General features: G+C 48.0%; 22 protein-coding genes. 12 read left to right on the top strand and 10 right to left on the bottom strand.

What is annotated here, in order from left to right; all coding sequences use genetic code 11:
• Positions 1-9 precede the first annotated feature (9 nt).
• Positions 10-657, top strand: a complete 648-nt coding sequence (locus tag D3H65_RS03350) for a hypothetical protein (protein WP_119048900.1) — start codon at positions 10-12, stop codon at positions 655-657.
• Positions 658-962: 305 nt separating this feature from the next.
• Here the strand turns inward: D3H65_RS03350 and D3H65_RS03355 are convergent, their stop codons facing one another.
• A complete protein-coding gene (locus tag D3H65_RS03355) occupies positions 963-1,556 on the bottom strand; it encodes a 3-keto-disaccharide hydrolase (protein WP_245999673.1) in 594 nt (197 codons plus the stop codon).
• 74 nt (positions 1,557-1,630) lie between these two features.
• Here D3H65_RS03355 and D3H65_RS03360 point away from each other — a divergent pair, with 74 nt between their 5' ends.
• Genes D3H65_RS03360 through D3H65_RS03370 form a run of 3 tightly spaced genes read left to right on the top strand, consistent with a single transcriptional unit; the run spans position 1,631 to position 5,542 of the window.
• On the top strand, positions 1,631-2,713 hold the full coding sequence (locus D3H65_RS03360; RefSeq protein WP_119048902.1) for an aromatic ring-hydroxylating oxygenase subunit alpha: 1,083 nt from the start codon (positions 1,631-1,633) through the stop codon (positions 2,711-2,713).
• Positions 2,714-2,771: 58 nt separating this feature from the next.
• Positions 2,772-4,262 (top strand): APC family permease, encoded by a 1,491-nt coding sequence (locus D3H65_RS03365; protein ID WP_119048903.1) that lies wholly within the window; start codon positions 2,772-2,774, stop codon positions 4,260-4,262.
• 2 nt (positions 4,263-4,264) lie between these two features.
• Entirely contained in the window at positions 4,265-5,542 is a 1,278-nt protein-coding gene (locus tag D3H65_RS03370) for a metal-dependent hydrolase family protein (RefSeq protein ID WP_119048904.1), read from the top strand.
• A 9-nt stretch (positions 5,543-5,551) separates the two neighbouring features.
• On the opposite strand, the gene D3H65_RS03375 is transcribed toward D3H65_RS03370, so the two are convergent.
• Together D3H65_RS03375 and D3H65_RS03380 are read right to left on the bottom strand one after the other, a co-directional pair.
• Positions 5,552-6,055 (bottom strand): cupin domain-containing protein, encoded by a 504-nt coding sequence (locus D3H65_RS03375; RefSeq protein WP_119048905.1) that lies wholly within the window; start codon positions 6,053-6,055, stop codon positions 5,552-5,554.
• Between the two features lie 5 nt (positions 6,056-6,060).
• Entirely contained in the window at positions 6,061-6,987 is a 927-nt protein-coding gene (locus D3H65_RS03380; RefSeq protein ID WP_119048906.1) for a hypothetical protein, read from the bottom strand.
• A 127-nt stretch (positions 6,988-7,114) separates the two neighbouring features.
• Here D3H65_RS03380 and D3H65_RS03385 point away from each other — a divergent pair, with 127 nt between their 5' ends.
• From D3H65_RS03385 to D3H65_RS03405, 5 genes are all read left to right on the top strand, one after another.
• Positions 7,115-7,450, top strand: a complete 336-nt coding sequence (locus tag D3H65_RS03385; RefSeq protein ID WP_119048907.1) for a hypothetical protein — start codon at positions 7,115-7,117, stop codon at positions 7,448-7,450.
• Positions 7,451-7,511: 61 nt separating this feature from the next.
• Positions 7,512-7,994 carry an FKBP-type peptidyl-prolyl cis-trans isomerase gene (locus D3H65_RS03390; protein WP_119048908.1) on the top strand — a complete coding sequence of 161 codons (483 nt, stop codon included), beginning with the start codon at positions 7,512-7,514 and terminating at the stop codon, positions 7,992-7,994.
• A gap of 136 nt (positions 7,995-8,130) precedes the next feature.
• Positions 8,131-9,561 carry an L-serine ammonia-lyase gene (locus D3H65_RS03395; protein ID WP_119048909.1) on the top strand — a complete coding sequence of 477 codons (1,431 nt, stop codon included), beginning with the start codon at positions 8,131-8,133 and terminating at the stop codon, positions 9,559-9,561.
• A 225-nt stretch (positions 9,562-9,786) separates the two neighbouring features.
• Positions 9,787-10,662: a hypothetical protein gene (locus D3H65_RS03400; RefSeq protein WP_119048910.1), complete on the top strand. Its 876-nt coding sequence runs from the start codon at positions 9,787-9,789 to the stop codon at positions 10,660-10,662.
• A gap of 27 nt (positions 10,663-10,689) precedes the next feature.
• Positions 10,690-11,058, top strand: coding sequence for a hypothetical protein (locus D3H65_RS03405; protein WP_119048911.1), 369 nt, complete (start codon positions 10,690-10,692; stop codon positions 11,056-11,058).
• A gap of 22 nt (positions 11,059-11,080) precedes the next feature.
• Here the strand turns inward: D3H65_RS03405 and mqnE are convergent, their stop codons facing one another.
• The 6 genes from mqnE to dnaE form a co-directional block, all read right to left on the bottom strand.
• Positions 11,081-12,250 carry an aminofutalosine synthase MqnE gene (gene mqnE, locus D3H65_RS03410; RefSeq protein ID WP_119048912.1) on the bottom strand — a complete coding sequence of 390 codons (1,170 nt, stop codon included), beginning with the start codon at positions 12,248-12,250 and terminating at the stop codon, positions 11,081-11,083.
• Positions 12,251-12,347: 97 nt separating this feature from the next.
• Positions 12,348-13,997: a NupC/NupG family nucleoside CNT transporter gene (locus D3H65_RS03415; protein WP_119048913.1), complete on the bottom strand. Its 1,650-nt coding sequence runs from the start codon at positions 13,995-13,997 to the stop codon at positions 12,348-12,350.
• A 108-nt stretch (positions 13,998-14,105) separates the two neighbouring features.
• Positions 14,106-15,875: a carboxypeptidase-like regulatory domain-containing protein gene (locus D3H65_RS03420; protein WP_119048914.1), complete on the bottom strand. Its 1,770-nt coding sequence runs from the start codon at positions 15,873-15,875 to the stop codon at positions 14,106-14,108.
• A gap of 54 nt (positions 15,876-15,929) precedes the next feature.
• Positions 15,930-17,696 (bottom strand): carboxypeptidase regulatory-like domain-containing protein, encoded by a 1,767-nt coding sequence (locus D3H65_RS03425; protein WP_119048915.1) that lies wholly within the window; start codon positions 17,694-17,696, stop codon positions 15,930-15,932.
• Between the two features lie 210 nt (positions 17,697-17,906).
• The gene (trxA, locus tag D3H65_RS03430) at positions 17,907-18,224 is read right to left on the bottom strand and encodes a thioredoxin (RefSeq protein ID WP_119048916.1); all 318 of its coding nucleotides are present in this window, start codon (positions 18,222-18,224) and stop codon (positions 17,907-17,909) included.
• Between the two features lie 154 nt (positions 18,225-18,378).
• Positions 18,379-22,020 (bottom strand): DNA polymerase III subunit alpha, encoded by a 3,642-nt coding sequence (gene dnaE / locus D3H65_RS03435; RefSeq protein WP_119048917.1) that lies wholly within the window; start codon positions 22,018-22,020, stop codon positions 18,379-18,381.
• Positions 22,021-22,309: 289 nt separating this feature from the next.
• On the opposite strand from dnaE, the gene D3H65_RS03440 reads away from it, so the two are divergent.
• Complete coding sequence (locus D3H65_RS03440; protein WP_119048918.1) at positions 22,310-22,996, top strand: C40 family peptidase; 687 nt, start codon at positions 22,310-22,312, stop codon at positions 22,994-22,996.
• A gap of 40 nt (positions 22,997-23,036) precedes the next feature.
• Here the strand turns inward: D3H65_RS03440 and D3H65_RS03445 are convergent, their stop codons facing one another.
• Positions 23,037-23,873: a rhomboid family protein gene (locus tag D3H65_RS03445; protein WP_119048919.1), complete on the bottom strand. Its 837-nt coding sequence runs from the start codon at positions 23,871-23,873 to the stop codon at positions 23,037-23,039.
• Between the two features lie 158 nt (positions 23,874-24,031).
• On the opposite strand from D3H65_RS03445, the gene D3H65_RS03450 reads away from it, so the two are divergent.
• Both D3H65_RS03450 and D3H65_RS03455 read left to right on the top strand, forming a co-directional pair.
• Positions 24,032-25,120, top strand: coding sequence for a DUF3667 domain-containing protein (locus tag D3H65_RS03450; protein ID WP_119048920.1), 1,089 nt, complete (start codon positions 24,032-24,034; stop codon positions 25,118-25,120).
• Between the two features lie 54 nt (positions 25,121-25,174).
• Positions 25,175-25,621 (top strand): hypothetical protein, encoded by a 447-nt coding sequence (locus D3H65_RS03455; protein ID WP_119048921.1) that lies wholly within the window; start codon positions 25,175-25,177, stop codon positions 25,619-25,621.
• Positions 25,622-25,641 lie beyond the last annotated feature (20 nt).

A 25,641-nucleotide genomic window follows, 5' to 3' on the forward strand; every position in this document is an offset into this window, starting at 1 on the left:
GCGATTGCCATGAAAATTATCCTCTGGTGCCTCTTGTTGCTGGCACAACAGGGATGGGCCCAAACTACCGAAACTGCTATCAATGATGACCAGATCACCAATGCTTCGGGCAACCCCTACCTGTTCAAGGACTGGATGGATGGGGTAGTGCTGTTCAAAAGCGGGCGGTTAGTAAAGCAATTCAAACTCCGGTTTGACTGCGCCCGCAACCGGTTGATGCTGCAATTTGAAGGGGCTGCCTTTGCGGCCGAAAGCCAGGTAAAAGAATTTGTGTTGTATACCCGGAAAAATAAAGATTCGCTCCTTTTCCGCAAAGGATATCCTGCGATCGGGAAAAACACGGAAGATACCTACTACCAGGTGCTGGTAAGCGGTAAGGCTGTATTGCTGCGCTTGTATACCAAGGTGCTGATAGAAGAAAAACAAATGGTCAATACCAACAATCATAGCCGGCTGGAAGATGAAGAATATTTTTACCTGCTGCAGGATGGTGTGATGACAAATCTGCCCAGGGACAAAGAGGAACTGCTGAAGAAGTTGCCTGCCCAGCCTGATGAGCTGAAACAGTTTGTAGCCCAGCAATCTTTGCGGATGGATAAAGCGGAAGACTTTGTTAAGATTATTACCAAATACAATGAGCTGGTGCCACAAAATTGAAAATACTGCCAGACTATACGGATACAGCCGGCAGTATCTTCAAAAAGATCGGGCATAAATGCCCCCGATACCTAAGCTTTCCTCTGGCTTATGCAGCCAAAGGCTCTTTTACGGATAAAAACGGGTTGCAGAGATAAAAAGGAGTGGGTAAGGATAAAAACTCCATTAATGACGGTGTAAGGGGGTGAAGGGTTGCATAGGGGAAGGCGACGAACATGCAATCACTGAAGGGGACAGGCCGTATAATCGTGAAGGGTATTTTTCTTGTCCCGTGCTACAATATAAGCAAAAATTAAACCAATTCCTTATAAAGCTTTTATCCGGATCTTCTTCCAGCGAACTTTAATCCCGCCGCCATCATGGATCTGGAGGGCAATAAATCCATCTGCAGCAGCAATTTTATCGTCTTTGAAGTAAACCATCTGGTGGCCATTGAGCCAGGTTGTGACTTCGCCCGCCACCACTTTTATCCGGAGCTCATTCCATTCTCCAGGTTTTAGCCATTGCTCGTCTTCTTTTTTAGGTTGAATTAACCAGCCGCGGCCATAGGATTCATAAATACCGCCGGTATGGCTATTGAGAGGGGCTACTTCCACCTGCCATCCGCTGATCTTGACACCCTCGATGGAAGAGCGAAAGAATACGCCGCTGTTGCCATTGGCTTCCTGCTTGAATTGCAGGGTAAGGTCGAAATTCTTGTAGGTCTTATTGGTAGAAAGGTAACCGTATTGCTTGTCGGGGCCGCTTTCGCAAACAAGCTCTCCCTTGTCTACGTACCATTTTTCAGTACCATGGATGGTCCAGCCATTGAGGTCTTTGCCATTGAAGAGGCTTTGGGTCTTTTGGGCGAGGGTATAAGCAGGAGCGATAAAAAGGAACAGGTACAAGAGATGTTTCACAATAGACAGATTTATACGGGAAGATAAGATTTTTAACTCAACTCTTTCTTATCTTACTGGTACAACCATTTCATATGTCCCGTTTTTTCGTTGACCCGGATATTGCCAAAGCCAAAACACTGCACACGGACTTTTATACCGACCCCGGTATATATGAATCAGCCAAAGAAAAACTGTTTACACCGTCCTGGCAATTCATTGGAGATGGACATACGGTACAGGAGCCCGGTCAATGCCAGCCTTTTACTTTATTGAAGGATTACCTGGATGAGCCGCTGGTGCTTACGAAAGACAAAGACAATACGCTGCATTGTCTCAGCAATGTATGCACCCACCGCGGCACGCTCGTAGTAGCTGAACCCTGCAAGGTGTCGAACCTGCGTTGTCGCTACCATGGCCGCCTGTTTAAGCTGGATGGCAGTTTTCACTCGATGCCGGAGTTTAAGGAAGTGGAAAATTTCCCCTCACCGGATGATGATCTTAAGCGCCTGCCGCTTTTGAAGTGGGGCCCCTGGTTATTCGCATCGCTGCAGCAGGGATCGGCGGCCGGGCCTTACCTGCAGGATATGATCGACAGGGTGGGGTGGTTGCCGGTAGACGATTTTAAGTACCAGCCGCAACTGTCAAAAGAATATACAGTGCAGGCGCATTGGGCCCTGTATTGCGAGAATTACCTGGAAGGGTTTCATATACCCTTTGTACATGCAGGATTGAATGCAGTGATCGATTTCGGTAATTATACCACGGAGCTTTTTACCTATTCAAATCTTCAACTGGGGATTGCCAAAGACGAGGAGGATTGCTTTGACCTGCCAGCTTCCTCGGTCGATTACGGCAAGAAAGTGGCTGCCTATTATTTCTTTGTATTCCCCAATATGATGTTCAATTTTTATCCCTGGGGACTTAGCATCAATATTGTGCAACCCTTATCAATGAGCCAATGCAAGGTTTCGTTTCTTACGTATGTGTGGAAAGAAGAGTTGTTCAATACCGGCGCCGGCTCCAACCTGGATACGGTAGAAATGGAAGATGAGGAGGTGGTAGAAGCAGTACAAAAAGGTGTTCGATCCCGTTTTTACCAGCATGGCCGGTATTCGGTGACGAGGGAGCAGGGTACGCATCATTTCCACCGCATCATCTCTTCATTTATGGAATAAGAAGTCCGGAAGTCGGAAAGTCCGGAAGACCGGAAGTTAGCATTAAGAAGTTTGTAGTATGAGATCTGAAGCAAAAAATCCTAAGGCTGATGGTTCCGGCAATTCCGGAATTAACGCTGCTGTGGCCAATGCCAGCCATCGAACGCTCGGCTTCTGGACGGCTACAGCCATCATTGTGGGCAGCATCATAGGTTCGGGTGTGTTCATGAAACCGGCTGTGATGGCGGCGCAATTGGCCTCTCCCGTGTGGCTGGCCGTTACCTGGATCGCTGCAGGGATTTTCTCCCTGTTCGGTGCGCTCATTTATGCAGAAATGGGAGCCATGTTTCCGCAAACGGGCGGACTCTATGTGTTCTTCAGGCATATCTACGGCGACTTTGTAGCTTTCCTGTATGGTTGGTCGGCCTTTGCGGTGATCAATTCGGCGGCTGTAGCGGCCATTGCTTTTGTGTGTGCGCAATATGCTGATTATTTCCTGGCGCTGCCACGTTTGCCCATGGGTGTTGAGCAGGCATGGGTGGTACATATTCCGGGGTTGGGTTCCTTGTTCCCTTTGCAAAACCTGGGTGTAAAATTGCTCGCCATTGGATTGGTGAGTGGACTTTCGCTTATCAATTACCGGAGTGTAAAGGTCAGCGGTAAATTACAAGTGATCTCTACGCTCATCAAAATAGGTGTCATTGCTTTGCTTGTCTTCGGCATTTTCCTTTCGGGCAACGGATCGATGGGGCATTTTATTCAACCCTCGGCACACCCCAAAATGAATTGGGAGCTGATCGGTGGTTTGGTAGCTGCCTTAACCGGGGCTTTCATGGCGTACGATGGCTGGATCAACATCACTTTTGTTGGCGGTGAAATAAAGAAGCCCGGTAAAAATATTCCCCGCAGCCTGGTGACGAGCTTGTTTATGTGTATTGGAGTGTATCTGCTGGTGAACCAGGCTTATCTCTATGTACTGCCGGTTGATCAGATGGCCACTTCTTCGCTGGTGGCTTCGGATGCTATTGCCGTTGCTTTGGGAAAAACCAGCAGCGCTATTGTAGCGGGGCTGATCGTTATCTGCACCTTTGGCGCCATCAACGGCAATACGATGGCGATATCGAGGGTTACGTATGCGATGGGAAAGGATGGGCTGTTTTTTGCCTGGACAGGCAGGGAGCATCCACGATTTCATACACCGGGCAATGCGCTGCTGTTACATGGCATTTGGTCATCAATATTGATCATGAGTGGTTCTTTTGATATGCTGGCGGATATGTTTACGTTCATTGCCTGGGTAGCTTATTTATTCGGCGCCATCGGGATCTTTGTGCTGCGAAAGAAAATGCCGCTGCATCCACGTCCCTACAAAGTGTGGGGTTATCCGGTAGTACCTTTTTTATTTGTCGCTTTTGCTGCCTTCTATGTAGTGAGCACTGTGTGGAATGATGTGGCGCGTTATATGGCGGGTGAAGTGCCGGTGGTGAACTCATTACTGGGGCTGGCGATCATTGCGCCAGGCGTGCCGATGTATTTGTATTTTAGACGACAATCAAAATCTACCCCTTAATTATGCGACTGCTGATCTGTTTATGTTGTTCTTTCCTGCCTGTGATGCTTGTGGCGCAGCTGGCAAAACCTGCGGTGTATTATGCATTAAAGCCCGACCGTGTATTTGATGGTGAAGTAATGCAGGAGGGCTGGACTGTATTGGTCAGGGACCGAATCATTGAAGGGGCAGGCGCCTCTCTTGTTATTCCCCCTGGGGCTAAAGTGATCGAATTGAAGGGGTGTACCTTATTGCCAGGATTCATTGAAGGACATAGTCATTTGTTTTTACATCCCTATAATGAAACAACCTGGGACGACCAGGTGCTCCGTGAATCGAGGGCGGAGCGTACGGCCCGGGCGGTGAAGCATGCAGAAGCTACTTTGCTGGCCGGTTTTACCACGGTGCGGGACCTGGGTACTGAAGGTGCGCTATATGATGATGTGGGGTTGAAGAAAGCGATCGAAAAAGGGATCATACCAGGTCCCCGGATGCTGGTTGCTACCCGGGCAATTGTGGCTACAGGTACTTATGGTCCTAAGTCTGCCATACCCGACCTGCATTTGCCACAAGGAGCCGCCGAAGTGGGAGGCCCGGAAGAATTGTCCCGCGAGATACGCACACAGATCGGAAACGGCGCCGATCTCATTAAGCTGTATGGGGATTACCGCTGGGGATTGCATGATGAAGCGCAGCCTACCTTTACAGAAGCTGAAATGCAACTGGCAGTAGCCGTTACCCGAAGCAGCGGCCGGCAGGTGGTAGTGCATGCTTCTACGCCTGAAGGTATGCGCAGGGCCATCCTCGCAGGTGTATCTACTATTGAACATGGAGATAAAGGGGATAGTACGGTATTCCGTTTGATGAAGGAGCGGGGAGTGGCTTTATGTCCTACGCTGGCCGCAGGGCATGCGGTGGTTCAATACAAGGGATGGAAGCCCGGCACTTTGCCCGAACCTGACCGTATTGTTGAAAAGAAAAAAAGTTTCAGGGCTGCACTGGCCGCCGGCGTTACTATTTGTATGGGCGGCGACGTAGGTGTATTCCCACATGGGGATAATGCCCGGGAAATGGAACTGATGGTAGAATATGGTATGAAACCATTGGAAGTACTTCGTGCTGCTACATCAGTCAATGCTGATGTATTTGGTATCAATAAAGAGGTTGGCAGGATCCGTGCGGGACTGCAGGCGGATATGGTAGTTACGGAAGGAGATCCATCCGTGTCGATTGGCCAGGTAAGGAAAATAAAAATGGTAATACAGCATGGTGTGATCGTGCGCCCACGCTCCAACAATTAAGGATTGATCTTACCGGGTAAGTTCCCGGATAAGTGTTGCATAAGCGGGGTACTCTTTTGTCAGTTGCTCCCGATCGGCCAGTTCAAAATCGGCAAAGTCAAAACCGGGAGAAACGGTACAACCTGCCAGGGAATAAGTTCCACCCAATTGAGTGCGGGAGGCAAACCAGTTGCCGGCCTTTACAGTACATTGAAATTGTTGTCCCTGTTCCGGGTCATTGCCCAACAGGTGTTCTGTAAGGGCCCCTGTGGGTTCCAGTTCATATACCACCAGGGGATCGCCATAATAGAAATGCCACAGTTCATCGCTCTTAATGCGGTGAAAAGCGGAGAACTGCTCTTGCTTCAACAGGAAATAAATACTGGTGCTGCTATTGCGTGGCGCTCCAAAGGAGGGTGGCAATGCGGCGGCGGCTACCTGCAGGGGCGACCGGTATACTTCACGGAATGCACCGCCTTCAATATGTTCGGTAAGTTGCAATTGCTGGATCCAGTAATCGGCTGTCCGGCGCATAGGTGCTATTGTTCTATTCTTACTTTAACGGGTTTGGTTCCATAGTACCAGGCATTGAGGGAATCCTTCAACCGGATGGTATCGGCTGGTGTGGCCGGTAAAACAATGCTGATGTTAAACGTAAGGGAATCGGTGGTTTCCAGTTTAATATCCTTGTTGAGCGGCAGCAGGAAGGCGTGACGCTTGAGCGCTCTTGCTTTTTTGGCCGTGGTCTCAAAAATGAATTTATAGCTGCCGGGGGGCAAGGTCGATGCGGTGGTCACAGGTGTGCTGTCGACCGGGGCTTTGGCAGTGGTGTCGGAAGCAGGCAGGGAGGTATCCTGTACCACCTGTTGGGGAGGGGTTGACAGTTCCTTGCCATTGTTGTTGTTGTACAATACATAACCGCCCCATACGATCACCGCAAGACCTATCACTACGAGGGTGCCTATGAGCAGGCTTTTGCGCCGGGTATTGTGTGCTTCTATGCGGCTATAGCTTTCATCAAAAGCTGATTTCTTTTTATTGGAAGCGGCGGCAGGTCTTTCCGTTTCCCTGGGTTCGGAAATAACTTCCATGCGCTCCAGGCTGGGTTCACCGGCAATGAACTCATAAATGCCGAGCTTATTCTTATGGAGGGATCCTATGCCGTCAATATGGAAGGGCTTGCCAATGTTGAGCAACAGTTTGCCATCGGCCAGGTAAGATTCCAGGTCAGATTCTGCCAATGGCTTGATCTTACCGGTATGTGCCCGTATATAATCGATCAGCGTGTCATCGGCTTTGGCGACAGGCTGTTGTTTAAACTGCACATATTTGAGGAATTCACGGAAGTTTTTATCATTCTGGTCGGGCACGGAAACTGCCGCGTCCAGCGAAAAGGAACCAATGGAGGGGAGGTTCAACTGCTTGTGTTGATAGAAATACTGCGCTAAAAGGATAGATAATTTCAAGGTATTGCAGATTTAGCACAAGTTAATCATAAATTATTGGTCTGCAAGTAATATGCGGGCTGGTATGGGATTTTTGCAAGACCTTTGCAGCAGAAAAAGCCTTTTATGCCATGTCTAAATTCCTCATATGCTAAGTGAACGGGAGAAGCAGTTTATGCAATATTGGGAGGCCAACCGGGACCGTGAAAACCGGTGGCAGCAACAGTTGCTGGCAGGTATTCCCATGGGACTTTTATTTTCCCTGCCCGTTTTAGCCATCATTTTTACGGGCAAACTCTGGTACCAGCGCGCCGATATGGCCATGAACGCGATGGCCAGCCCCTATGTTTTGATAGTTGCAGTGTTTGTAATTACGGTTTTTGTTTCTATCTTTTACAAGCGACACCAGTGGGATATGAAAGAACAGCAATACCGGCAGCTGAAAGCCCGGGAAGAACTAGAGGCAAAAGAGGGAGATGCCTGAGTGCAGCTATCCGCCTGATCCCACTGTCTTTTAACCAAACTATCACTGCAAAAAACAATCCATGCGGAAAATAGCCTTGTGCCTGTTTTGTGTAGCACTCCTGCTGGCCAATTGTTTTAAGGATAAGAATGATTGTGTGCCACGGGATATTACAGCACCGGGTACGGAGCAAAAGGCCGTGGCGGATTACCTGGCAGCCAATGGGATCAATGCTACCAAGCATTCCAGCGGCGTTTATTACCAGGTCATACAGGAAGGCACGGGCATTAATCCGGCTATTTGTTCTTCCATCAAAGTGGGGTTTACGGGCAAACTGACCAACGGCACAGAGGTGGAGCGGGATGACCATATGGTACTTAACCTGAAATTAATGCTGGAAGGCTGGCGCATTGCACTTCCGCTGATCAAGGCCGGCGGCAAAATAAAGATCTGGATACCTCCTTCCCTGGCCTATGGTCGCGATGGCAAGAAAGTAGGGAATACAGAGGTGGTTCCCCCCAATTCCATCTTGTTCTACGATATTACTTTATACGAAGTCCTGTAGAAAAGCTGCGAGCTATGAGCTGCGAGCAACGAGCCTTTGAGCCCCGACTGTTAACTAAAGGCTAACTACTGGCACCTTAATACTAACAGCTATTAGCTAACGGCTTTTCTTCCTACCTTTGCCAAAATATAATTCCTTGCCGCACGAAGCTATTTCTGTATTCGACATGTTTAAGATAGGAGTGGGGCCCTCCAGTTCGCATACACTTGGTCCCTGGAGAGCAGCTCAACGGTTTTTACAATCCCTGGAAGATAAAGGTCAGCTGTTTAATGTGGCAGCGGTACGTGTATTGCTTTATGGCTCCCTGGCCAAAACAGGGAAAGGCCATGGTACGGACATTGCGGTACTACTGGGCCTGAGTGGTGATGATCCGGTAACCTTCGATGTGCACCTGATCGATGCCAAAATGGAGGATATCAAGACCATGAAGAAGCTGCTGCTGCATGGTAAACATGAAATAGACTTCGATCCGGCTGAAGATATCGAATTCCTCATGACGGAATCTTTGCCTTATCACCCCAATGCGCTGACCTTCCTGGCTGCTTTTCACAATGGTGATTCGGTAGCAGAAACCTGGTATTCGATAGGGGGGGGATTTGTAAAGAGAGAAGAGGAAAAGGTGGCGGGCGGTGCTGCTGCCGTGCAGTTGCCATTTCCCATTGATAAAGCGGATGACCTGCTGCATTGGTGCCGCAAAACGGGCCTTAGCATCAGTGAAGTGGTCATGGAAAATGAGCATAGCTGGCGCCCGGAACAGGACACGCGGCTAGGTATGTTGAACATCTGGCGGGTGATGAAAGAATGCATCTTTCGTGGCTGCAATACCCGGGGTATGCTGCCCGGTGGACTGAATGTAACACGCCGCGCCGCCGATCTCAATACAAAGCTGCTGGAAGGAAGATCCTATACGGATTATGATACCTGGCTGCAGGCCATTCGTGATGGAGGGCATCATTTTAAATATACGCTCGATTGGGTAAGTTGTTTTGCCCTGGCAGTAAATGAAGAAAATGCTTCTTTCGGGCGTGTGGTCACAGCACCTACCAATGGCGCAGCAGGGGTAATACCGGCGGTACTTCAATACTATGTAGCTTTTTGTGATGGTTACAAGGAAGATAAAATACTCCAGTTCATGCTCACGGCTGCTGAAATAGGCAGCATCTTTAAAAAGGGAGCCACCATTTCTGCGGCGATGGGAGGTTGCCAGGCAGAGATCGGGGTATCTTCTGCTATGGCGGCGGCTGGTTTGACAGAAGCGATGGGCGGCACACAACGCCAGGCGCTGATGGCTGCCGAAATTGCCATGGAGCACCACCTGGGACTTACCTGCGATCCCATCGGCGGACTGGTTCAAATACCTTGCATCGAACGCAATACCATGGGAGCTATCAAAGCGATCACGGCCTCGCAACTGGCACTTCAAAGTACACCCGATTTTGCCAAAGTATCCCTGGACAATGTGATCAAAACAATGTGGGATACGGCTAAGGACATGAGCTTTAAATACAAGGAAACGGCGGAAGGTGGATTGGCGGTGCATATTCCGATCAGTTTGCCGGAATGTTGAGGTCGGCAATCGGCAATCGTGAATCGGTAATCGGCAATACGTTTGCTTCGGATCATTTGCTTCGATAGCGGATTTCTCCCTGCGGTCGAAATGACAAGGGGTGTGGTTGAAATAACAAGGAGTGAGGTTGAAATGGCAAGGAGTGAGGTTGAAATGACAAGGAAGGGTGATTCCTGAATGCAACCTGCAATTTGCGTAAATTTAGTGTACTAACATTTGCGTCATATGTCCGGAGAACGTGACTTCAATACCATCAGCCCTTCTGCGGGCGCTTTGCTCATGATGAAAGCGCTGACGGATATTCCCTTTGCCAGGGACACTGCCGCGATGGTAGGCGATCTGGAAGCCTTTATGCAATCGGCCCGGGAAAAACGTTCCCGGGTATTATTAGGCCGTGTCATCCACTTTGAAAACCGGTACAAGACGATCGACCTGGCGCTGGCTGATATCAATCCTCAAAATATACTGGAATTGTCTTCCGGTTTTTCCTGCCGGGGTCTCTACATGGTGTTGCATAAAAAGGTAACCTATATCGATACGGACCTTCCTGAATTCATCAGCAATAAAAATAACCTGGTCAACAGGTTGATCCAGGAAAAAGATCTTCACGCGTTGCAGGGAAAGCTGTATATAGAACCGCTCAATGCGATGGATGAAGAACAGTTTGATAAGGTGGCCGGGCTATTGCCGGCAGGACCGGTAACGATCGTCAATGAAGGATTGCTGGTGTACCTGGATACGGCTGAAAAGAGACAGCTTTGCGCTACCATCCACCGCCTGTTGAAGGAGCGGGGCGGTTATTGGGTTACGGGCGATGTATATATCAAAAGAGATATGAGCCGGTTGCTGGATCATCCGCAGGAAGCTTTTGATGAGCACCTCACGCAGTTCCTGAAAGAACACCGGATAGAGGAAAATAAGTTTGAAAATTATGAGGAGGCTGAAGCGTTTTTTACCAGTTGCCATTTTGCCATCCGGCGCCGCATAGATATTGATTATTCCTCGTTGAGCTCGCTTGGCCTCATTAGCCGGACGGTAGCGGAAAGCGAGGTGCGGGAATGGATGCAGGGACGTGAAACCTGGGTGCTGGAACCAATATAATGACGTTTTTTACGTTATTAAAAGGCTATGGAGAAAGTACCCAACCCGGACATTCAGATAAGAACCCTTCACAGTAAGGCCTCCCGATTGGTGGAGTCCCGCTATACCGACGAATATATTCTGGAGGAGCTTTGCCGCGAAGGCATCAGTATCGATTATGCCAGGGCCATACTCACTTTTGCGCACAGCGATTGCGCGTCGAAAAAAGAGGCGCAGGTTAAGCTCACTACAGGATTGGCCCTTATAATGGGCAGTGTCTTATTCATTATTACTTCTTACCGCTTTGTACAGCAAACAGGGATGGGCATGTTGCTGATCGAATGGGGCATTGTAATAGCAGGTATTATGAGGCTCTTCAAATCCTACGGCCTGTTCAAGCGCCTTGGTTACCGATGATCAATTGCCATCTTATCCCAACTTAATTCAACAGCGGATTTACTTCAATCTCCTTGATGTCGATCTCTGAATAATCCCTCAATTCATGGTAGAGTGTGTCGCGCTCAACGGGCTGGCGTTTTACCTGCTTAATGAGCGTTACCAGTTGGGCCGTGCTCATGGCAGGAGTTTGCTCTTCGGAGCCAGCCATGGAGTATATTTTGGTAGAATCGTCGATGGTGCCGTCAATATCATTCACCCCAAACGAAAGAGTCAATTGAGCACTTTGTCTTCCCAGCATGGGCCAATAGGCTTTCAGGTGCTGGAAATTATCCATATACAGTCTGGCAATGGCATACATGCGCATGTCTTCAATAATGGAAGATTCTGACACATTGCTCATCTCGTTCTGCTTGTTGCGGAACTTGAGAGGGATGAAGGTATTGAAGCCACCGGTCTTATCCTGCAGCTGGCGCAGGCGTTCCATATGGTCTACGCGGTGCCAGTATTTTTCAATGTGTCCGTACAGCATGGTCGCATTGGTATGCATACCCAGGTTGTGGGCTACTTCATGGATCTTAAGCCAGCCATCACCATCTACTTTATCATCGCATATCTGCTGACGTATTTCGGGATGAAAGATCTCCGCGCCGCCGCCAGGTAAAGAATCCAGTCCGGCTTCATGTAAGTAAGCCATTCCTTCTTCCACGCTTTTCTTCGCTTTGCGGAACATGTAATCCAGTTCTACGGGTGTAAAGCCTTTGATGTGCAGGTCCGGGCGATGGGCTTTGATCTTGCGCAGCAGGTCGGCAAAGAATTCCAACGTAAGTTTGGGGTGCACGCCGCCTACAATATGGACCTCAGTTACGGGCTTGCCATCATATCCTTTTACAATATTGAGCATTTGATCGGTCGTCAGTTCCCAGCCTTCTTCGCGGTGGGCGTACAGACGGGAGTAGGAGCAGAACTTACAGGCAAACACACATACATTGGTGGGCTCTATATGGAAGTTGCGGTTGAAATAGGTTTTATTACCATGCAGGCGTTCGCGTACAAAATTGGCCAGGGCGCCCACAAAGGGGGCATCGGCCCTTTCAAACAGCAATACACCGTCTTCGGGGGTAATGCGTTCGCGGGCAATGATCTTTTGGGCGATTGTGCGGAGGGCCGCATCGGGTTGGGCGGCAATAACCTGCTGGATTGAGATACTCATAGTTTTCAGATGCCTTTACGGTGAGTGGTATGCAAAGTTACACTACGGCACTAACAATCAGTGGGATAATATTGTTTGAAAGGACTGCAAAATACCCTTACATCAGGGCCCCGGCAATACAGCCGCACATGAGGCAGGCGATGGTGCCGCCTATAAGGGCTTTTACGCCCAATTCTGTGAGGTTTTTGCGCTGGTTGGGGGCCAATTGGCTAATACCCCCGATCTGGATGCCAATGGACGCAAAATTGGCAAATCCGCAAAGGGCATAAGTGGCGATCAGCAGGGATTTAGGATCCTGGATCACGTTGCCGGCTTTCATCTGTCCCAGGGAAATATAGGCTACAAACTCATTCAGGATGGTTTTTTCGCCCAATAACTGCCCGATGGGCACCATATCGGCGCTTGGCACACCGATGAGCCAGGCCACGGGAGAAAAGATATAACCCAATATCATTTGCAGGGATAATTCCTGGTATCGTCCGCCTGTGGAGACGGCTATTTCTTCATTCAGGTGGGTAATGCCACCTACCCATCCCATCAGTCCATTTACCACATACATCAGGGCTGTAAATACAATGAGCATGGCACCTACATTCACGGCCAGTTTCAACCCATCGGTAGTACCCAGGGACAAGGCATCGAGAAAGTTGTCTCCCAGCTTTTCTTTGGGCACGGTGAGGTCTTTGGATACCATGTGCTCGTCTGTTTGCGGGAAGAGTATTTTAGAACAAACGATAGCGGCGGGTGCACTCATGATGGACTGACTCAGCATATGAAGTGCAAAGTAGTGTTGTTGATCGATATCGGTACCTCCCAGGAAACCTACATAGGCTGCCAGTACACTGCCAGCTGTATTGGCCATGCCACCCACCATGATACAGAGTATCTCGGAGCGGGTCATTTTGTCGAGGTAGGGACGGATCATCAGGGGGGCTTCGGTTTGGCCCAGGAAGATATTGGCTGCAGTAGAGAGGCTTTCGGCACCTGAGATCTTCAATTTATTGAGCAGGTAAGCAAACACATATACGACTACCTGCAGTACGCCCAGGTAATACAAAATAGAAGACAGGGCAGCAAAGAAAATAATATTGGGCAACACCTGGATGGCAAATACATAAGCCCAGCTTTGGTTGGCGTCGGCCAGGTTGCCAAACATGAACTCCGTCCCTTTGTGGCTGATATTGATCAGGGATACAAATACATTGGACACGGACTGCAGGATGATCTTAAAGATTTGTGGATCACAAACCTGGGTGTACACAGCAGCAGTGAGGATCACGCAGGAGAGCAGGATGGACCATTTCATCAACTCCCCATACTTTTTACCGATCCTGAAGATCAATATGAGCAGGGCTATACAGCTCAGGAAAATGGAGAGGCTGGACCATTTACCAAACAGGCTGGGGGCCAGGATGAGGCCTACTACCAGGATAACCTGCCAGATGAGCACGAGCAGCAGGTTGGTGGTATCATAGGCAATATGATTGCCTTCGACCTTATTCCGGACGCGGTTGAATTTATTAAAGATGGTGTAGGCGAGAATGGCACCAAACAAAAGCCAGAAAACAGGCTGGCCAAAGACGGTAGTATGCAATACGCCCATGGCAAACATTACCTGGGCAAAAAGTCCCATACCCACCAGTTTCCAGTTGATGGCCCGCCGGTTGTTGCTCAACACGTAACAGACGAGGATCAGGAAGGACATTCCCAGGGCGCCGCGGGAAAGATTGACCAGGATGGGATTCATGCCTTAGTTTGGTTAAATGAAAAGATTGGGCAATATAAGGATAAATCGCATAAAAAGGGGTATTGCAAAGCTTGGCAGCGTTTGCAATACCCCTTCAATAAATACTGGTTAATTATATTTCTTAACCCGGAAACTACAATTGATGGGTGATATGTTTGAGCTAAGGCTGTCCTTAATGTTCCCGGTAAAACTGCCGGCAACATACCCGCCAGCGGTATTAACGTATTCTGTGACGGTAACGTTAATATTGCCGCTTATGACGTAGAAAGCACCCGGTTCACGAATGAAAATGCGACTCAGTGGATAGGTGCCCGGGGCGGCTTCACCTGCAAAAACCATGTCTACAGTCGATTCAAAGCCACTATTTATCCTGAAGCCGGATATTAATGTTTGTCCGCTCTGGGTACGATGGGCTATTAATGAATCAGCTCCCGCATAGCTATAGCTGGTACCATTGATGGTATATTTGACGAATTGGGTCAGGGATGTACCGCAGGCTGTTAACTGACCGGTATTGATGGCAGCGCCTGCAATGGGAATGGAGGCAGGCGTGCCGGCCTGGTTGCCGGTAATATCATAAGGTATCACGGTAGCTGTAGTAGCCTCATTGGAGCAACGGACGATGGTGAGACCAAAAGCTCCATTGACCAGGTTGGTCCGGTAGTGCATTCCTTCCAGGCTGATGGTTACATAGCCATTGGTAACGGCAGCAGCATTACAGTTGATCACGGTTCCGGAGATCGTTGCTTCGGTAGCAGCAGAAGTAACTGTTACAACACCCAGATTGGCGGTTGAGCTGAAAGGGCCTACATTCTTTGTAAGCAATAACCTGTTGCAATTATCATAAACTTTCAGCGTGAGGTTGCGATTGGAAGGGATCTTGCCGCCCACTACGCCATCGCCATTGGTATAACCGTAGCCTGATAGTAAACTATCTGCCCCGGCGCCGCTGATGACCACCCGGCTGTTGACCAGCGGAGTACCCTGCTGAGTCTTAAGGGTGGCGGTAAAATCTACAATGGAAAAAGGGGCATCACAGTTCCAGAAGGAAAAGTGACTTACATTGCCCACGTACTCTGTTCCTTGTTTGGTAGCAGTTCCTTCTTCCTTCCATAAACCTGTAGAGTCATTCAGGCTCCACAAGGGAATGGTAGCAGGGGCCTGGGCCTGTAGGGATGTGGGGATAGGGAAATGAAGAACAGCTTTTTTGCCACCTGCCAGTTGCAGCTTTTCTCCATTGGTGCCGGTCAACTCCACTGCCATCATCCCAAAAGATTGCAGACCTGTTTCGTTGTTATTGGCGTCTATTCCGCGCAAGGCGCCTGGTATGATGTTTTGAAAGTTGTCTGCTGCCGGATTGATAAAATACGCACTTACGGATACGGTACCTGTATAACCGGCATGGTTGGCGGTATTTAGAAAACTATTGGCTTCGAAAACGATGGAGCCGCTGGCTGTTGGCAAGGTTACTGTACCGCCGGATGAACCGTTGATCGTGCCGGTGACGGTTTTCTTTAATAGTTCTATAACAGCTTTATTGTCCTTGCCGGGTGTAAGGACCAGGGTCCTGAGGCCTGTAAAGAATCCTTCTTTTTCTACTTTCACCAGGCCGGCTGTCTTATCGATGTTGATATTGCTAAAGGTGAACGCGCCATTAACGTCTGTGGTAGTGGTGGCGCTGCCGGCCTTTACCGTGGCTCCGCTTACAGGCAGGCGCTGATCGTCGGTTACCCGGCCACTGATGCTGGCTGTTACATATTCCGGCACATGTCCGGGACCAGGTTCAGGGAGGTCGGGTGATGCTGTCTTTTGACAGCTCAGGTAAATGCAGGTAGCCAACAGGGTGGCAGTTAGCATTACGAGGCGTTGTATTTTCATAAAAATTGGATAAGCATTGAGTTTTATAACGAAATAACCACTTGAAAATTATGATTACCGTTTTTCTGTTATCCGCACCCTGAAATTACACTGAACGGGCACGATCCGGTTTCGAAGGCTATCGATGACCGTACCTGAAAAGGCGCCGGCGATATATTCTCCTACGCCCGCTCCATATTCTGTAATGGCGGCCGTGACAACACCGTTGCGTGTGTATTCCTGCTCTCCCTTATAGGCATATATGATACTCACATTGTGATTGGTGCCCGCACGGCGTTCACCCGACATCTGGAATATGATATGTATTTTGGTCGTATCGTTTTTCGGGAATGAACCGATGAGCGTTATGTTTGAGCCGGTGTTGACGGTTATTATGGTATCTCCCGGCGGGGCAACATAAATACTGGCGCCGTCGACTGTGTAATTGATATAGGCATTCAAGGCGGTGCCACAAGAGCTTAGTTGTCCGGCATTAAGGGTGTTGCCGTTAATGGTAAGACCTACCGCTGTTCCAGCGGAATTGCCAGTTATATCATATGCCTTCAGTGTGGCACTGGCTGGTGCTGTTCCACATCGGCTGATGGTTTGGCTGAAGCTGCCATTGGTAACCGGTATACTATAATAAACGTTTTCAATCTCTGCCAATACATATCCATTGGCAAGCGGCACATTATTACAATTGATCACTGAACCGGAAATGGTCACCTTGCCCGTTTGTATATTGGCGACAATAGTTCCAAGATCGGTCGATGTACTGAACGGGCCAATGTTTTTAGTGGTTAACAGGTTGCGGCACTTGTCATATACTTTCAGGGTCAGGTTGCGGTTGGCAGGCAAAGTGCCTTTTACAATTCCTTCTGCGTTGGTATGGCCACTCGCCGAAATACTGATGGTGTCGGTCGCATTGGAAGAGATAACGACTTCTCCACCTGCGACAGGTTGTCCCTGCTGGTCATGTACGGTTACGGTAAAGTTGACGATGGGAAAGGGGGCGTCGCAGTTCCAATAGGAGAAGTGGCTTACTTCACCTACATAGTCATTGCCCTGCCGGGTTGCCTGGCCTTCTTCTTTCCACAATCCGGTGTTCTCATCGAGACTCCACAGGGGAATAGTAGCCGGGGCCTGACCTCTCAGTGCTTCGGGTATGGAGAAATGCAGGGTAGCTTTTTTGCCGGACGCAATTTGCAGCTTTTCACCACCTGCGCCATTCAATTCCACGGCCATCATACCAAATGACTGCAGGCCTGTTTCATCATTATTGGTGGTGATGCCCCGCAGGGTACCGGGCATGATCTGCCGGAAATTCTCCGCGGAAGGATCAATAAAATAAGCGCTTACAGTTACTGCACCGGTATATGGTTTATTGCTTTGGGGATCTATGACGCCATCCGGCTGCAGGCGAATGGAACCGCCGGCTGCCGGTACGGTCACTTCGCCGCCACTGGCGCCGTTGATGACACCGGCTACGGTTTTGGGTATTAGTTCAATTGCGACTGGGTTATTCTTTTCAACTTCGGAAATAATGGTTTTAGTACCGGTAAAGTAGCCGGCTTTTTCCACCTTTACCAGGGTCGCATTTTGGTCAACATATATATTGCGGAGGCTAAAGTATCCATCTGCATCAGTGGCGATGATAGTGGAACCGGCCGTAACTTTTGCACCGGTTACAGGCTGCCTGTTTTCATCAGTCACGCGGCCGGAGAGGGTAACTCTTACAAATTCGGCCTGGTGGCCGGAACCTGTGCCGCTATCTGTCTTTTGACAGGCATAGAGTACTGCAAAAAGCAATACAAGGAGGGAGAACAGGCGAATGCCTTTCATAAATAATGGATTTGTTTAGGGTTTTAAGTGCTAACATACAAGGATAGCTAAAATCGGGGGATGGTGCAAGTGTTTGATATACAATAAATAATGCCATCTGTGCGGCCGTGATGCTCTGGCAGATACATATATTAAAAGAGCTATAAGGGCATTAAAAAAGCGACCCCGCCTGCGCGGAGTCGCTTTTAGTTATATAGGTGACGGCTACACTTAGATGTGCTGCTCGATCTTCTTTACGAAGTTTGCTTTCGGTTGGGCGCCTACCAGCTTGTCTACCACTTTGCCACCTTTGATGAAAAGGATAGCAGGGATAGAGGTGATACCGTAATTAACAGATATCTGCGGATTGTGATCTACGTTCACTTTACCCACATTGATCTTACCGGTATATTCTTTAGAGAGGTCTTCAATAACTGGCCCAATTGCACGGCAAGGTCCACACCACTCAGCCCAAAAGTCTACCACGGTCAATTTATCGGAAGCGATCACCTTCTCCTGGAAGTTCGCGTCGGTGAATTCTAAAGCCATAAATCTAAATTTAGTTGTAAAGTTAATTATTTTATTGCTTGATCGTAAGCCTGGAGCGGGTTTCCCTTTGTGGGACTCTTTCCGAAACTTACTACTAAGAACCGACAAATTTATAACCAATTCGGTATACCTGCCCGTATGTCGTTATCCACATTTACACAGTGACAACCTGTACATCTACCTCGGGTTTATTCTGCAACCAGGCCGTCATTTCGTCATTCATTTCAAATCCAGTCTCCAAACTATACAGGCTGATCTTGTATTGCTTCTTCATCTCCTTGATATTGAACTTCAAACCAGCCTTACCGGGATGGGTTTTAACATTCTTTTCAATAAAGTTGACCATGTCCTCACTGATATGCCTTGCTTCGATATCTAATATAACCTGTTTCGTGAGGGATTGTTTGATGCTTTCCAGTAAAACGATCTTATCGACCTTAAATTCAAATTCTACTTTGTTAAATCTGGGTTTGAAAAAACCGGTTATGAATAGGTTTTTGCCTTTTTCCATGTAGTGGTTAAAACGCATATAGTCGTCACTCCAGAGCATGAACTCACTTTTGCCGGTATAATCCTCCACAATAAAGGAGGCGAATTGCCGCCCGGTTTTGGTTACCCGGTGTTGGGCATCAGTAACCAGGCCAGCCAGGCGGAAGGAACGACCAGGATTAGACTGCATACCAATGGAGTCCTTAAATTCATTGAAATCCTGCAGGGTGGTAAAGCCGTAGTGCTTTATTTCAAAACGGAAATGGTCGAGCGGGTGGCCGCTGATGAACATGCCGGTCACCTCTTTTTCCCGGTCCAGCAGTTCGGTTAATGTCCAGGGCTCACAAGGCGGTATTTTAGGCAGGGGGATATCCAGTGCTTTGGGCAGATCGCCAAAAAGGGTATTGGCTGTACTGTTGTTTTCGAGCTGGTAAATATTCCCAAATTTGATGATCTTTTCGAGGCCGGAGGCTGTTTCGCCTTGTGGAATGGTGAAATATTGGGCCCGGTGGAACTCTTTAAAGCTATCGAAAGCACCGGCATAGACCAAGCATTCCAATGTCTTTTTGTTTACAGCGCGTTGGTTCACGCGCTTGATCATATCAAAAATATTGTTAAATCGACCATTGGCCTCCCGTTCAGCAATGATATTGTCCACAGCTGCTTCACCCACCCCTTTCAATCCACCCAATCCTACGCGGATATGGCCTTCCAGGTTTACAGAGAAGCCTTTGAAAGATTCATTGATATCAGGACCCAGTACCATCTTGCCCATCCGTTTACATTCTTCCATGAAGAAAGTGAGCTTTTCAATGGCGCCGGCGTTGTTCAGTACGGCCGCCATGTATTCGGAAGGGTAATGGGCTTTGAGGTAGGCGGTTTGATAGGCTACAAAAGCATAACAGGTAGAGTGCGATTTATTGAAGGCGTATTGGGCAAAGGCCTCCCAGTCGGTCCACACTTTTTCGAGCTTGTCGGCAGGATGTCCTTTATCGGCGCCTCCTTTGATAAACTGGGCTTTCATTTTATCCAGTACGGCCTTTTGTTTTTTACCCATGGCCTTTCGCAGTACATCGGCGTCCCCTTTACTAAAGCCGGCCAATTTCTGGGCCAGCAACATTACCTGTTCCTGGTAAACGGTAATACCATAGGTGTCTGCCAGGTATTCTTCCATTTCCGGAATGTCGTAAGTGATCGGCTCGCGACCATGTTTCCGGTCAATAAAGTTAGGGATATAGGCCAGCGGACCGGGACGGTACAAGGCGTTCATCGCGATGAGATCCGCAAACTGGTCAGGCTTCAGGTCGCGCAGGTATTTTTGCATACCGGGACTTTCAAACTGGAAAGTACCGATGGTATCTGCTTTTTGGTAGATCTCATAGGTCTTCGCATCATCCAGGGGGATATCGTCAATCACGATATCCACGCCATGGTTCTGCTTGATCATGTGCAGCGCGTTCTTGATGATGGTGAGGGTCTTCAGACCCAGGAAGTCCATCTTGATGACGCCGGCATCTTCAATGATACTGCCTTCAAACTGGGTTACCCAGAGGGAAGAGTCTTTGGCTACAGATACAGGGATCAGTTCTGTGAGGTCTTTGGGGGCAATGATGATACCGGCTGCGTGGATACCGGTATTGCGTACAGAGCCTTCCAAACGTTCGGCTTCATGCAATACCGATCCGTTCAGGGTATCGCTTTTATAGATCTCGCGTATGCGTCTTACATTTTCCAGTTCATCGGGCCCTAAGCCCTCTTTTTCTTCCAACGATTTCTCTCCATCTTTGGCCGTAATGGGGGCTTTTAGCACACGCCCCAGTTCAATCCCGGGTTTATCGGGCACCAGTTTGGCCAGGGCATTCGATTCGGCCAGCGGCAGGTCAAGTGCGCGGGCCACATCCTTGATACTCATTTTGGCAGCCATGGTACCATAGGTAATGATCTGGGCTACCTGTGCTTTACCATATTTATCTACCACATAGTCGATCACTTTCTGACGGCCTTCATCATCGAAGTCCGTATCAATATCCGGCATGGACTTACGATCGGGGTTCAGAAAACGTTCGAACAGGAGGTTGTACTTGATGGGATCGATATTGGTGATGCCGATACAATAAGCTACCACACTACCGGCTGCCGAACCCCGGCCAGGGCCGATGAATACACCCAGGTCGCGCCCTGCTTTGATGAAGTCACTCACGATCAGGAAGTAACCGGCAAACCCCATGGTTTTGATGGTGAACAGTTCAAAGTCCAGGCGTTCTGTTATTTCAGGGGTCAGTTCTGAATAGCGTTTCCTGGCGCCTTCATAGGTAAGGTAATGCAGATAGGTCCATTGATTCAGGTTACTATCCTCGGTAGTCTGGAACTCTTTGGGTAGCGGGAAGGCGGGCAGCAGGATGTCCTTTTTCAGGTTCAGCACTTCTACCCGGTCAACGATCATATTGGTATTGTCGATAGACTCGGGAATGTCGCTGAAGAGTTGCTTCATTTCATCCTGTGTCTTGAAATAGAATTGATCGTTGGGAAATTTGAAGCGCCGTTCTTTTACGTTGAGGTCGTCGTTTATAATATCGTCGTACCCGGGCGTACTTTTCTTTTCACCGGTGTTGATACAAAGCAGGATGTCGTGGGCATTGTAATCATCCCGGTCGGTATAGTGACTATCATTGGTGGCAATGATGGGCACGTTGAACTTCTTCGCAAATTTGAGCAATACTTCATTGATCTGGATCTGCTCTTTAATATCGTGGCGCTGGACCTCGATAAAATAATCTTCGCCAAACAGGTCGAGCCACCATTTGAATTCTGTTTCTGCTTTATCTTCCCCATCGTGCAGGATGGTTTGCGGTACATAGGCACCGATGCAACAAGTAGTAGCGATCAACCCTTCATGGTATTGCTCGATCAGTTTTTTATCGATCCGGGGGTATTTGCTGTACATCCCCTCGATATAGCCCAGTGAAGTGAGTTTGATGAGGTTCTGATAACCTTGTTTGTTTTTTGCCAGCAAAACCTGGTGGTAACGCTCGTCTTTTACTTCTTTGGAGAATACCTTGCGGTGACGGTCTTCCACCACATAGAATTCGCATCCTACAATGGGTTTTACCTTCAGCGAGCCATCTTCATTTTTATGCTTATAGGCTTCCGATACAAATTCAAAGGCGCCAAACATATTGCCGTGATCGGTAATGGCAATGGCAGGCTGGCCATCTTTAATGGCCTTTTTGTACAATGATTGAATAGATGCTGCTCCATCGAGCAGGGAAAACTGGGTATGGACGTGAAGGTGAGAGAATTTACACATTAAATCGGCGTTTTCAGATTCCTGGTTAGTGATAACACAAAGTCAAGGGCAAAGTTCCTGAAGAATTGCTAAACAAATGACAATATTTCCCCACAGGTTGTGAACCCGTGAATCGGCAATCGGCAGTCGGCAATCGGAAATGGTCGTTGATTTCTTAAAAACATGCTAAAAGGCCTCGTGTTACTTCGCAATTGCGCAGATCGGGGGTTATTGCCGATTCACGACTGCCAATTGCCGTTTTGGCAATGTATTTGTTATCTTTGCGCGATTTATTTTTAATAGGTGGCCGATGTATAATATGTTAAAATATGGATGCCTGATCATGTTGGTGGCCCTGGCCGCAACTAGTTGCAGTACCCAGCGTAAACCTACTGCTGCTGCTCCCGCCGGCGCCAGTAAGCGGTCTGTCTCCGGATCGCCCCGCTTCATTGAAAATATCTCCATCAAGCCGGGTGATAGTTCCCGCCGTTATACCATGGGGAATGGGTCCAATGAAAGGTATACTACCGGCCACTCTGTTCATACAGGCTCATCCGTTGAATTGAGCGATCCCCTCCAGTTTAAATATTCCATCCTGCTCGACTCGCCGGTAGAAGAGCTTACAGATGGCAAAATGATCAGTTTTATTGAAGATTGGTACGGTACACGCTATAAATACGGCGGCAATGATAAAAATGGCGTGGATTGTTCTGCCTTTGCCCAAACATTTATCCTGGCTATGTATGGCCTGATGCTGCCACGTACTTCTGTGCAGCAATACCAGCAAAGTAAACGTCTTCGCAAGGAAGAACTACAGGAAGGCGACCTCGTTTTCTTCAAGACCCGTGGCCGTAAAGCGGGTATTTCGCATGTAGGCGTTTACCTGCGCAATAATAAATTTGTTCATGCCTCTACCTCGGGAGGTGTTATGATCAATGATATCGGCGAAGGCTATTATTCCACCCATTATGCAGGTGCGGGGCGCATCCGCGAATAAGGTCAGTTCATTGGTCCGCTAATGGCTAACAGGTATTCCATCACCGTATCCGTTTCGAATATTCTTCCAGCTTTTCCTTTTCGGCCCTGGTAAGGCTGCGCATACCGCTTTTATTGATCTTGTCCAGTATCCTGTCTATCTCCTGCTGCCGGTTATGCTGTTCTTCATTGTATTTGTTGTCAATGGTATAATGGCGCTGGTGTGATTTGTAGAAGAAATTATCGACCAGCAGAAAATGCGGTCTGGTGATGATGAGGTAAATGAATGTGATGGCAGGTACTGAAATGATCAGGATGGTCACATAATTTTCAAGCAGTGCAGATGGTTTCATCAGGAGGGCCACCACCATACCGATCAAGGCCCCGCCAAGATGGGAGTCATATCCTATATTGCCTGTTCTTGACCGGATACCATAAATAGAGATCAGCATGTACAGCAATCCAAATAGCCAGCCGGGCATTGGAATAAAAAACAACCCGACAGGGAGGCCAGGCACCAATGCAATGCTGGCAAAAATGACCCCGGATATGGCGCCCGAAGCGCCTACAGAACTATAATCGCCACTGTGGCGGTGAATAAACAGGGAGAGCAGGTCGCCACCAACCAGGCTTACAAAATAAATGATAAGAAAACCCCACCAGTCCAACACCGCACCGAGTGTTCCACTGAAGAAATAAAGCGCGAGCATGTTGAAGATGAGGTGCAGCCAGCCTGCATGCAAAAAGCCAGAGGTGATCAGCCGGTTGTATTGCCTGTACAGCAGGATGCCGTCTACATTAAATTTATATCGGTCAAAGAATACTTCATTGCCAAACCCCTTCCAGGAGAAGAGCACATTGGATACTATCAGCAGAAATATAATAATACCGGTTATCATGATTGCGCAGGACCAATTTTTGAGCCAACGGATAAGTACTTTCTTCCGAAATATATTGATCCTTTGGCAAAATGACAAATACTTGCGGTGTAAACGAGCTTTTAACCTAAACTATCGGCAAACTTCCGTTTTTTTGATACTTTTATTAAAACATCTCAATGAGCCACTCCGGGTTACGGACCGACAAACATTGCCTGAATTGTGGCACCCTTGTTCAGGAAAGGTATTGTTCCCATTGCGGACAGGAAAATGTAGAACCCAAAGAATCCTTATGGCATTTGATCAGGCATTTCTTTGAAGATGTGACGCACTACGACTCAAAGTTTACCAGGTTCTTTAAATACCTCATTACGAGACCAGGTTATCTTACCCAGGAATACCTGGCAGGGCATCGGGCCACCAATCTCAACCCGATCAGGGCTTACATTTTCATCTCCTTTGTCTTTTTCCTGGTATTGTTTTCAGGAAAAAAGGAAGAAGCCCCACAGGAAACCAAAGAAGAAGAGTTGGCGCTCGTAAAGCAGCAAATGGCAGAAGGTTTGAGGAATGCTGCCAGGAGCCATACGCCATTGAACCTGTACGACAGTACTAAAAACGCCGTGATGGAAGACCTGGCAAGATCCCTCACCGCTGAAGATACCCCCATTAAGAAGGAACAAACAATAGCCTTTGGTCTTAGCCAGAACGGCATAAAGTTTACCTTACAGGACAACCGGTATCAAAACGTACAGGAATATGATTCCGTTCAAAGCACACTGGCCGATACTTCCCAGGACAAAGACAAAGGGATCATGAAATGGATCATTCGTACCAATCTCCGGTTAAAGGATGATTATGGCAGCCGGCGCAACGTGATGCTGGAGGAAAACTTTCAGCACAGTGTTCCCAAAATAATGTTCGTCCTCCTGCCCTTGTTTGCCTTGTATGTATGGCTGTTTTTCAGTCGTAAGAAATACTACTATACACAACACGTTATCTTTTCCATCCATTTCCATTCTTTCGTTTTCCTGCTGCTCCTGTTAATGAAGCTGGTAAAATGGATCTTCCCCAATGAGTGGTTTGGCCTGATACTGGATATTATTACAGTTTTGATACTGTTCATCTACCTGGCCATTGCTTTAAAGAACGCCTATAAACAGTCATTCGGGTTGTCGCTTACCAAAGCAATTGGGGTTAGTCTGCTGTATCTTGTTTCGTTGGTAGCGGCTGTTACTTTATTGGCCTTGTTTACTTTTCTTACAGCGTAATAGACCAGTAGTTGACTGTTAACTTATGGTTGATGAAAATAACCTGATCTCTATATGCACTTTACAAAGCATTTGTTGCTTCTCTTTTTATTGATACTTACTGTAACTATGGCCACTTCCCAACAAAAAGTGGCTGTCTACGCTATTGGCAAACCCGGTATCGAAGAATATGAACGATTTGCCTTTTGGACCAAAGATGGTAAACGAGAGCGCATTGATTACGCTTACGGTAAAGAAGGGAAAGAGGTAAAAATCCAATATATACGGAAAGACCTATTCAAAGGCGACTCTTGCTTTGTAGTCAGGTTTGTTAACAACTACCAGCTTTATGTAATACCCCAGGGACTAACTTTAAAAGTAATTGACGGAACAGGGAAATATGAGAAGCTTTTTTCCTGGGAATATGAAGGGCCAGTCAATGGTATTGGTACCTTTTGTACAGTATGTGCCGAAGACGAAATGGATGCTATGAAAATAATAAAGGCATCCTATTTGAAATAGAATGCCTTTTGCATAAAACT

It is taken from the genome of Paraflavitalea soli (genome assembly GCF_003555545.1).
In the GTDB taxonomy this organism is placed as follows: Bacteria; Bacteroidota; Bacteroidia; order Chitinophagales; family Chitinophagaceae; genus Paraflavitalea; species Paraflavitalea soli.

Coding starts and splice junctions, on each gene's coding strand:
- D3H65_RS03350 (WP_119048900.1), top strand. CDS start 10: ATGAAAATTATCCTCTGGTGCCTCTTGTTGCTGGCACAACAGGGATGG.
- D3H65_RS03360 (WP_119048902.1), top strand. CDS start 1,631: ATGTCCCGTTTTTTCGTTGACCCGGATATTGCCAAAGCCAAAACACTG.
- D3H65_RS03365 (WP_119048903.1), top strand. CDS start 2,772: ATGAGATCTGAAGCAAAAAATCCTAAGGCTGATGGTTCCGGCAATTCC.
- D3H65_RS03370 (WP_119048904.1), top strand. CDS start 4,265: ATGCGACTGCTGATCTGTTTATGTTGTTCTTTCCTGCCTGTGATGCTT.
- D3H65_RS03375 (WP_119048905.1), bottom strand. CDS start 6,055: ATGCGCCGGACAGCCGATTACTGGATCCAGCAATTGCAACTTACCGAA.
- D3H65_RS03385 (WP_119048907.1), top strand. CDS start 7,115: ATGCTAAGTGAACGGGAGAAGCAGTTTATGCAATATTGGGAGGCCAAC.
- D3H65_RS03390 (WP_119048908.1), top strand. CDS start 7,512: ATGCGGAAAATAGCCTTGTGCCTGTTTTGTGTAGCACTCCTGCTGGCC.
- D3H65_RS03400 (WP_119048910.1), top strand. CDS start 9,787: ATGTCCGGAGAACGTGACTTCAATACCATCAGCCCTTCTGCGGGCGCT.
- D3H65_RS03405 (WP_119048911.1), top strand. CDS start 10,690: ATGGAGAAAGTACCCAACCCGGACATTCAGATAAGAACCCTTCACAGT.
- mqnE (WP_119048912.1), bottom strand. CDS start 12,250: ATGAGTATCTCAATCCAGCAGGTTATTGCCGCCCAACCCGATGCGGCC.
- D3H65_RS03415 (WP_119048913.1), bottom strand. CDS start 13,997: ATGAATCCCATCCTGGTCAATCTTTCCCGCGGCGCCCTGGGAATGTCC.
- D3H65_RS03420 (WP_119048914.1), bottom strand. CDS start 15,875: ATGAAAATACAACGCCTCGTAATGCTAACTGCCACCCTGTTGGCTACC.
- D3H65_RS03425 (WP_119048915.1), bottom strand. CDS start 17,696: ATGAAAGGCATTCGCCTGTTCTCCCTCCTTGTATTGCTTTTTGCAGTA.
- trxA (WP_119048916.1), bottom strand. CDS start 18,224: ATGGCTTTAGAATTCACCGACGCGAACTTCCAGGAGAAGGTGATCGCT.
- dnaE (WP_119048917.1), bottom strand. CDS start 22,020: ATGTGTAAATTCTCTCACCTTCACGTCCATACCCAGTTTTCCCTGCTC.
- D3H65_RS03440 (WP_119048918.1), top strand. CDS start 22,310: ATGTATAATATGTTAAAATATGGATGCCTGATCATGTTGGTGGCCCTG.
- D3H65_RS03445 (WP_119048919.1), bottom strand. CDS start 23,873: ATGATAACCGGTATTATTATATTTCTGCTGATAGTATCCAATGTGCTC.
- D3H65_RS03450 (WP_119048920.1), top strand. CDS start 24,032: ATGAGCCACTCCGGGTTACGGACCGACAAACATTGCCTGAATTGTGGC.
- D3H65_RS03455 (WP_119048921.1), top strand. CDS start 25,175: ATGCACTTTACAAAGCATTTGTTGCTTCTCTTTTTATTGATACTTACT.